Below are 7,374 nucleotides of genomic sequence, written 5' to 3'. Positions count from 1 at the left end.
GGCGAGGCGGCCGGCCTGCGGGCCGCGGCCCTGTACCGCGAGCCCCGCATCGCGGCCCTGAGCGAGGACGACCCGCTGGCCGGGCGGGCGGCGGTCACCCTGGCCGAGCTCGCGGAGCGCACCGTCGTCCTGTGCGCGACCGCCGCCACCACGGGCACCGGCCTGTGGCCGCAGGGGCGCGGCCCGGCGGACACCCTGGAGGTCGCCAACGTCGACGAGTGGCTCACCGCCATCGCGACGGGCGAGGCCGTGGGCGTCACCGCCGAGGCCACCCGGCACAGCCACCCGTACCCCGGCGTCCGCTACCTGCCGATCACCGGGGCCGAGCCGGTGACCGTCCGCTTCCTCGCGCCCGCGATGGCGACCCACTCCGCGACGGCCGCCTTCCTCGCCCACGCCCGCCGCTGCCTGTCCGACGCGGCCACGGAGACGGCCACGGGCACGGACACAGCCGCGGCCGCCGGCTCCCCGGCGTCGCCTGCCGCCTGACCGCGAGAGGCGCTAGGCTCGGCGGATGGCGAAGTACTTCGACGTCCACCCCGAGAACCCGCAGCACCGCACGGTCAGCGGCGTCGCCGACAGCATCCGCTCCGGCGCCCTCGTCGCGTACCCGACCGACTCCTGCTACGCGCTGGGCTGCCAGTTGGGCAACCGCGACGGCCTCTCCCGCATCCGGTCCATCCGGCAGCTCGACGACCGGCACCACTTCACCCTGGTGTGCCAGAACTTCGCGCAGCTGGGCCAGTTCGTGAACGTCGGCAACGACGTGTTCCGTGCGATCAAGGCGGCCACGCCCGGCAGTTACACCTTCATCCTGCCGGCGACGCGGGAGGTGCCGCGCCAACTCCTTCACCCGCGCAAGCGGACGGTCGGGGTGCGCATTCCCGACCACACCGTCACCCAGGCGCTGCTCGCCGAGCTCGGCGAGCCGCTGCTGTCCAGCACGCTGCTCCTGCCCGACGAGGCCGAACCCCTCACCCAGGGCTGGGAGATCAAGGAGCGGCTCGACCACGTCGTGGACATCGTGGTGGACTCGGGCGACTGCGGGACCGAGCCGACCACGGTCGTGGACTTCTCCGGCGGCGGCGTGGAGATCGTGCGCCGCGGGGCCGGGGACACCACCCGCTTCGAGTGATGCGCCCGGCCCGCCGGGCCCTCACTTGGTGCGCAGCGCCCCGCGCCAGACGGTGATGTCGGCGGTCACGTACCGGCTCGGGTCCGACTTCGGCGAGCTGCCCTTGTAGGTGAGGAGGGCGATGTTCCCGTTCGCGCTGCGCACGCACAGCTCGGTGCCCTTCGCCAGCGTCGGCACGACCACGTTCTGGGTGAAGCGCGTCGCGGAGCGGCAGGTCTCCAGGGAGCCCTTCTCGCCGCTGTCGAGGACCACGATCTTGGCGTTGTACGCGCCGAAGGTGCACTCGTCGAACAGGTCGCACAGGTAGTAGATGTCGTCGTAGTTGCTGTTGCGCGGCTGCAGCGGGTCGTCCCCGAACTCCAGGTGGTAGCCGGAGGGGAACTGGAAGTTCTGGTACACCGCGGGCGTGGGGTCCGTGCGCGGCTTGTCCGCGGCGGCGGCCCCGCCGCCGCTTCCGCTGTTCCCGCTGCTCCCGTCGCCGTCCATCAGCTTCAGTGCCGCGCCGCCCGCCAGCAGGACGAGGAAGGCCACGAAGACCCCGGCCATGACGTTGACCGCGCGGCGGCCGGAGTGCAGCACCTGCTGGCGGCCGTACGCCGACGGCGGCGGGGGCCCGGGGGCCGCGGGCGCGGCCTGCGGCGCGTACGGTCCGTAGCCGGGCGGGACCTGCTGGTGGTGGTGCGAGGGCGCCGTCGGGTGGGGCGGCGCGGCCGGGTGTGCCGCAGCGGTCGGCAGGTACGCGGCCGGTACGGGCGGCTGCCCCTCGGCCGAGGACTGCGTGGCCTGCGGAACCTTCGCCGGTGCGGCCGGGGACTGGGCCGTCGGCACGACCGTCGGGACCGGCGCCGGGACGGACGGCCGGCCCGCCAGCCCTGCAGCCACCCCGGCCGGCAGCCAGTCCTCGGGCCGGCGCAGCCCGGCCCCTCCGGCGGCGGCCCGGCACAGGTCGAGGACCTCGGCCGGCGAGGGCCGCTCGGCCGGGTCCTTGGCGAGGCAGCGGGTGACCAGCGGCTGCAGCTCGGCGGGCAGCCCGGAGAGGTCCGGCTCCTCGTGCACGATGCGGTACAGGATGCCGTGCGAGGAGCCCTCGCCGTACGCCGGGGCGCCCAGGGCCGCGTAGGCGGCGACCTGGCCGAGGGCGAACACGTCGGTGGCGGGGCCGACTTGTCGGCCGGCGGCCTGCTCGGGTGCCATGAACGCCGGGGTGCCGACGGCGACGCCGCTCGCCGTGAGCGAGGTGGCGTCGGCGGCGCGCGCGATGCCGAAGTCGATGACCCGCGGGCCGTCGGAGGCCAGCAGGACGTTGGACGGCTTCAGGTCCCGGTGCACGATTCCGGCCCCGTGGATCACCTGGAGGGCCTCGGCGATCCCGGCGACCAGCATCAGGACGGTCTGCGGCGGCAGCGCGCCGTGTTCGGCGACCGCCGCGGCGAGGGTCGGGCCGGGTACGTAGGCGGTGGCCAGCCACGGGACCGGGCCGTCGGTGTCGCTGTCGATGACCGGCGCGGTGTACAGGCCCTGGACGCGTTCGGCGGACTTCACCTCCCGCCCGAACCGGCTCCGGAACTCCGGATCCTCGGCGAATTCGGGCCGGATCACCTTGATGGCGACGGGCCGCCCACCGGGTGTGTGCGACAGGTACACCTTGCCCATGCCGCCGGCGCCGAGCACGGCGGCCAGCCGGTACCCGGCGATCGTCTGCGGGTCGTCCGCCCCAAGTGGGCCGAACACCGCGTCGGTTGCGGACTGACTCATCGCTCTTCTTCCCCCGCGCGTACGGAACTGCCCCCACACCCTAGCTGCTGGTGATCGACTCGCTGGCCGAGGTGCGATGCGCCGCTCCCGGGCTGCGCGCATCATGGAGACAGGACGCTCCTTTCCGCCCGGCTAAGGAGGGCGCGGATGAGTTCCCAGGGGTACGAGCTGGTGTTTTCCGAGGGCACGGACGCCGGTGAGGACGTCGTGGTCGTGACGGCCACCGGCCAGGCGGGCCCGGGCGGACACCCGGTCTACGCGGATGCGACGGGCATCGTGCGGGCCGAGATCAGCGATCGGGGCGAGGTACGCGTGCTGGCCTCCGGCGGCGGCCAGAACCCGGCCCGCGTGGTCCGGGTCCGGCCGCTCGAGTGACCGCGAATCCGCACGGCCGCCGCACTGGACATCGGCCGCGGCGGGCCCGCCGCGACCCGGCCCGGTGTACAGGTCCGGCATGGGCTCGATTCTCCAACCAACCTTTCTCATAAGCGACTTGACATCGCGCGCCACAGGGTACGATCAGCGCCGTGGGGCGGTCGGGGGCATACGGACATCACTGGGCGCGGTGGGCGCTGCGCGCCGGAGGCTGCGCGGCGGCGGGGCTGCTCGCGCTCACCGGCTGCACGTCGTCGGCCGGTACGCGATCCGCGGGCGCCGGAGGCAGCCCGCCGGCAGCCACGGCCACGCCATCGGCGTCGGCGTCGGCAGCTGCTCCCGGCGCCGGAGCCGGCGGCACAGGCAGTACTGGCAGTCCCGGCGGGTCCAGTGCCGCGCCGCTCGTGCCCCGGCTGGACGAGAGCAAGCAGCCGGTCGACGCCGCCGGGGCCCGGGCCCTGCTCGGCCGGATCGTCATCGACCGCGAGGCGTTCGGCCCCGGGGTGGTGCGCAGCAGCCCTTTCGAGAGCGCTCCGGGCCGCTGGCCGGTCCTCGACGACGGGTGCGTGTGGCAGACGTCCGCCCTGCCGCCCGACGTCCTGGCCACGAGCACGCGGCACTTCCAGGTGCCGGCGGGTGACGGCCACGGCCGCGTGCGGATCAACGCCACGGTGACGGTGCACCGCACCCGCGAGGAGTCCGGCTGGGAGACCGCGCACGCCATGGAGGAGGTGCTGCGCTGCCCCGGCCAGGTGCTGAGCGCCGGCGAGGAGCTGAAGAACCTGTGGGGCGCCTCGCTCTACCTGGGCGAGCAGCTCAACGGCTGGACGGAGGACGCCTTCACCGAATCCGGCCAGTACGTCAGCGAGGAGGACGGCGGCCCCTACCGGTACGTGTGGTCCCAGGGCCAGTTCGGCCCGGTGACGGTGGCCGTCGCCGGCAAGGGCGCGGCGGGCTTCTCCGACGACGCCCTCAACGCCCTCGTCGTGCAGGGCACCAGCAGGCTGATGATCCAGCTCAAGCAGGCCCTCGCGAAGGAAGGCGGCTGATGGAGCGGCTCCACCCCTCCGACCCGTCCCGGATCGCCTCGTACCGCCTCCTCGGGCGGCTCGGCACGGGCGGCATGGGCGTGGTCTACCTCGGGCGCACGGACGACGGGGCGCTCGCCGCCGTCAAGGTGATCCGCGCCGAATACGCGGACGAGGCGGACTTCCGGGCCCGCTTCCGCCGCGAGGCCGCCATCGCCGCCCGGGTGGAGAGCCCGTGGGCGGTGCGGGTCACCGGCTCCGACCCGGAGGCGGCCGAGCCGTGGCTGGCCACCGCGTTCGTCCCCGGCCCCTCGCTCGCCGAGGCCGTCGCCACCCACGGGCCGCTCCCGCTGCGCGCTGTACGGATCCTCGGCAAGGCGCTGGCCCGGGCGTTGGTCGTGATGCACGGGCAGGGCCTGGTGCACCGGGACGTCAAGCCCGGGAACGTCCTGCTCGGCATGGACGGGCCCCGGCTCATCGACTTCGGCATCGCGCGCGGCGGCGAGCACACCGCCCTGACCTCCACCGACGTGGTGATCGGCACGCCCGGTTTCCTCTCCCCCGAGCAGGCGCGCGGCCTTGCCGCCGAGCCCGCGGGCGACGTGTTCTCGCTGGGCTGCCTGCTCGCGTACGCGGCCACGGGCCGGCTGCCGTTCGGTACGGGCGCGGTGGACGCGGTGCTCTACCGCACCGTCCACGACGAACCCGAGTTCGGCCCGGAGGTCCTCGCCGACCCGGAGCTGGCCGCGCTGCTGCGTACGGCCCTGGCCAAGCACCCCGACATCCGGCCCAGCGCGCAGGAGTTGGACGAGGCGCTGATCGAGGACGAGCCCGGCGGGGGCACCGGCTGGCTGCCCGATCCGGTCGTGGCCGCGATCGCCGAGCGGGCCTCCGCACTGCTCGCGCTGCCGGGGATCGAGGAGACCGTCGCGGACGAGGAAGCGGCACCCCCGGCCGACGGGGACCGGGAGGGCCAGGGCGGCCGCGGGCTGACGCGCCGGCGGCTGCTGGGCCTCGGCTCCGCGGGGGCGCTGCTGGCGTCGGGCGGCGGTATCGCCGCCTGGCTCGCGCTGCGCGAGCCGGACGCCCGCACACCGCGCGCGCGGGCGGCCGCCCGCAAGTGGCTGATCGGGGTGCACGCCGACCTCTCCGGGCCGCAGCAGGCGGCCGGGCAGGCCCAGGAGCGGGGGGTGCGGCTGGCCGTCGAGGCCTTCAACTCCCGTCCCGACAAGCCCTTCGAGCTCGGCGTGGTCACCGCCGACGACGCCGGCCTGGCCGCCCGCTCCGCGGCCGTGGCGGCCGGTCTCGTCGGCAACCGCGACGTGCTCGCGGTGATCGGCCCCACCGGCAACGCCTCCGTGATGCCCTGTCTGGAGCCTTACGGCGAGGCGGCGTTGCCGGTGCTGACCGTCTCCGCACTGGGGACCACCTTCGGCGTCACGGACCGGCGCAGCTTCTTCCAGAACTGCGCGCTCTCCCTGGGCCAGGGCGCCGCCGCCTCCCAGCAGCTCGCGGGGACCCAGGGCGCGCGCCGGCTGGGCCTGCTGTGCGACCGCGACGGGGACTCCGAGGGCTGGCAGGCGGTCCTGAACGCCAGTCGCACCATCGGGTTCATCGCGCCGCAGGCCGGCCACTACGCGCGGGTCGTCCCCCGGGGCACCCAGGACCGCTCACCGGTGATCGGGGACATGCTCGCCCGGGGGGTGGACGCGTTCTTCTACACCGGCACCCCGGCCGGGGCCGCGGACGTCGCGGGGCTGCTGGCCGCGGCCGGGTTCAAGGGGCCCCGGGCCGCCGACTACGCCGTCGCGGGGCCGGAGTTCCTCCGCGGAGCCGGCGGGGCCGCCGAGGGCTGGCAGTTCCTCGCCCCCTACACCGGGGCCGGGGAGCCGCGGGCCGCCGGGCTGGTCAAGGACCACCGGGCCCGGTACGGCTCGCTCCCCGCCCCCTGGACGATCGAGGCGTACGACGCGGCCGCCCTGGTCATCGACCGGCTGTCGGCGTCCGCGCAGGGCGGCGCCCGCCCGGCCCGCGCCGAGCTGCTGGCCGCGCTCGGCCGGGGCACGTACCGCGGGGTGGCGAAGGAGTACGTGTTCGACGAGCACCGGCAGGTGAAGGGCAACGCCTACTTCCTCCACCGGGTGGAGAACGGAGCGATCCGCCACGTGGGCCCGGTCGGCGAACCCGCCGCCGGGTAGCGGCCGGTGCGTCCGCTCTCCCCCGCCGACCCCGCCGTGGTCGGGGGGCACCGGCTGCTCGGCCGGCTCGGATCCGGCGGCATGGGCACCGTGTACCTGGGGCGCTCCCCGGCGGGCGCGCTGGTCGCGGTGAAGGTGATCCGCGCCGACCATGCCGCGGACCCGGCGTTCCGGGCCCGGTTCCGCCGCGAGGCCGAGGCCGCGGCCCGGCTGTCCGGGCGCTGGGTGGTCCCGGTGGTGGCCGCCGATCCGGAGGCGCGCGAGCCGTGGCTGGCCACCCCGTTCGTCCCCGGGCCGTCGCTGTCCGAGGCGGTCGGCGGGTACGGTCCGCTGCCCGCCGGGAGCGTGCGGGCACTGGGGGTGCGGCTCGCCGAGGCGCTGGAGCAGGTGCACGCGGCCGGGCTGGTCCACCGCGACGTCAAACCGGGCAACATCCTGCTCGCCCCCGACGGGCCCCGGCTGATCGACTTCGGGATCGCGCGGGCCGTCGGGGCGACCACGCTGACGGCCGCCGACGCGGTGGTCGGCACCCCCGGCTACCTGGCCCCGGAGCAGGCCCGGGCGGGCGGCCCGGCCCCGGGCCCGGCCGGCGACGTGTTCTCCCTGGGCTGCGTGCTTGCGTACGCGGCGACCGGGCGCGGCCCGTTCGGCGGCGGGCATGCGGCCGCGGTGGTGTTCCGTACGGTCCACGACGCCCCCGTACTCGACGGGCTGCCCGCGCCGCTGCTCGGGCCGGTCACCGCCTGTCTGGCCAAGGAGCCGGCCGACCGGCCCACTCCGGCGGGGCTGCGGGCCCTGCTCGGCGACGACCCGGCCGCCGCGGGCACCGGGGACTGGCTGCCCGCGCCGCTGCCCCGGCTGATCGCCGAGCGCTCCACGCGGG

Annotated in this window: 7 protein-coding genes; 6 read left to right on the top strand and 1 reads right to left on the bottom strand. The window is 75.9% G+C overall.

Features of this window, described 5'->3' with window-relative positions; translation table 11 throughout:
- Nucleotides 1–489: LysR substrate-binding domain-containing protein (locus AB0F11_RS36870; RefSeq protein ID WP_362183885.1), on the top strand; the 489-nt coding region annotated here is incomplete at its 5' end.
- Between the two features lie 25 nt (nt 490–514).
- Entirely contained in the window at nt 515–1,135 is a 621-nt protein-coding gene (locus tag AB0F11_RS36865; protein WP_362183882.1) for an L-threonylcarbamoyladenylate synthase, read from the top strand.
- A 21-nt stretch (nt 1,136–1,156) separates the two neighbouring features.
- Here AB0F11_RS36865 and AB0F11_RS36860 read toward each other — a convergent pair whose 3' ends face one another.
- On the bottom strand, nt 1,157–2,890 hold the full coding sequence (locus AB0F11_RS36860; protein ID WP_362183879.1) for a serine/threonine-protein kinase: 1,734 nt from the start codon (nt 2,888–2,890) through the stop codon (nt 1,157–1,159).
- Nucleotides 2,891–3,037: 147 nt separating this feature from the next.
- Here AB0F11_RS36860 and AB0F11_RS36855 point away from each other — a divergent pair, with 147 nt between their 5' ends.
- The 4 genes from AB0F11_RS36855 to AB0F11_RS36840 all read left to right on the top strand — a co-directional run.
- Nucleotides 3,038–3,265, top strand: a complete 228-nt coding sequence (locus AB0F11_RS36855; protein ID WP_362183876.1) for a DUF6296 family protein — start codon at nt 3,038–3,040, stop codon at nt 3,263–3,265.
- Between the two features lie 404 nt (nt 3,266–3,669).
- Entirely contained in the window at nt 3,670–4,314 is a 645-nt protein-coding gene (locus AB0F11_RS36850; RefSeq protein WP_362183874.1) for a hypothetical protein, read from the top strand.
- Entirely contained in the window at nt 4,314–6,491 is a 2,178-nt protein-coding gene (locus tag AB0F11_RS36845; protein WP_362183871.1) for a bifunctional serine/threonine-protein kinase/ABC transporter substrate-binding protein, read from the top strand. Before AB0F11_RS36850 ends, AB0F11_RS36845 begins: the two co-directional genes overlap by 1 nt.
- Nucleotides 6,492–6,497: 6 nt before the next feature.
- Nucleotides 6,498–7,374, top strand: an 877-nt coding sequence (locus tag AB0F11_RS36840; RefSeq protein ID WP_362183868.1) for a serine/threonine-protein kinase, incomplete at its 3' end; no start/stop codon positions are given.

Origin of the sequence: Streptomyces sp. NPDC032472, from assembly GCF_040636955.1 — a bacterium.
Classification (GTDB): domain Bacteria; phylum Actinomycetota; class Actinomycetes; order Streptomycetales; family Streptomycetaceae; genus Streptomyces.
Note: the sequence above shows the minus strand (reverse complement) of the source record. Positions and strands in the feature narration are given on the sequence as shown.

Excerpts from the sequence above, each read along its gene's own strand:
- AB0F11_RS36865 (WP_362183882.1), top strand. The coding sequence starts at position 515 with ATGGCGAAGTACTTCGACGTCCACCCCGAGAACCCGCAGCACCGCACG.
- AB0F11_RS36845 (WP_362183871.1), top strand. The coding sequence starts at position 4,314 with ATGGAGCGGCTCCACCCCTCCGACCCGTCCCGGATCGCCTCGTACCGC.
- AB0F11_RS36855 (WP_362183876.1), top strand. The coding sequence starts at position 3,038 with ATGAGTTCCCAGGGGTACGAGCTGGTGTTTTCCGAGGGCACGGACGCC.
- AB0F11_RS36860 (WP_362183879.1), bottom strand. The coding sequence starts at position 2,890 with ATGAGTCAGTCCGCAACCGACGCGGTGTTCGGCCCACTTGGGGCGGAC.